Source organism: Arsenophonus sp. ENCA, from assembly GCF_002287155.1.
GTDB classification, from domain to species: domain Bacteria; phylum Pseudomonadota; class Gammaproteobacteria; order Enterobacterales; family Enterobacteriaceae; genus Arsenophonus; species Arsenophonus nilaparvatae.
Map to the genome: position 1 here is coordinate 1 of NZ_NHNG01000665.1, position 644 is coordinate 644.

At 32.6% G+C, this 644-nt stretch carries 2 pseudogenes; one reads left to right on the forward strand and one right to left on the reverse strand.

From position 1 onward, the window contains the following. A pseudogene (locus tag CBG25_RS17375) lies at positions 1–236 on the forward strand (hypothetical protein); the annotation flags it as partial. Positions 237–411: 175 nt separating this feature from the next. Here the strand turns inward: CBG25_RS17375 and CBG25_RS17380 are convergent. After that, positions 412–644 (reverse strand): annotated as a pseudogene (locus CBG25_RS17380) (hypothetical protein); the annotation flags it as partial.

Here is a 644-nt window from a genome sequence, read left to right on the forward strand (position 1 = left end):
ATCGGTTAGGTCTAGCATGTCTTCCTTGTGTCATGCTTGATTATACCTATGAATATGTAAGTGTTTACCACTGGTGTAACGGTGAGCCTTTTTGCCCTGAAAAAATTAGAGAACATATTGTAAGTAAAGGAAAAATATTTCCATATAAAACTACAAGACATCTATTTTCTCCAGAGCTTCCTGTTGTTGATTTTAGTATTCAGCAGTTGCAAAACATGCCCGTTACATATTCTTAAATACATTAAGGTAATGGCTATTATAAATGCTGACAGTGAAAAAGCGCTGTCAACATTTATAAGTAAAACTATATATCACCAACCTCAATGACTAGCTTATTGCCTGACCTAAAGATGGAAAATAGGTTATTTTACTAAATGTTTACTATTTATATTAAATAATTAAAGCATTCAGTTATAGACATAACAGTTGCTCAAAATTAATTTTTTCAAAAGAGTCTACTCGTAAATCTGCACCCACTAAATTGTCTTTTGACGATATGCCAACAGAAAAAATATTCGCGCTATTTAATGCTGTAATTCCTGCTTGTGAATCTTCAAAACCAATCGCTTCATTAGGTAATACATCGATTAAATTAGCCGCTGTTAAAAAAAATCTCTGGATCCGGCTTACCTTTAGACAAAGAG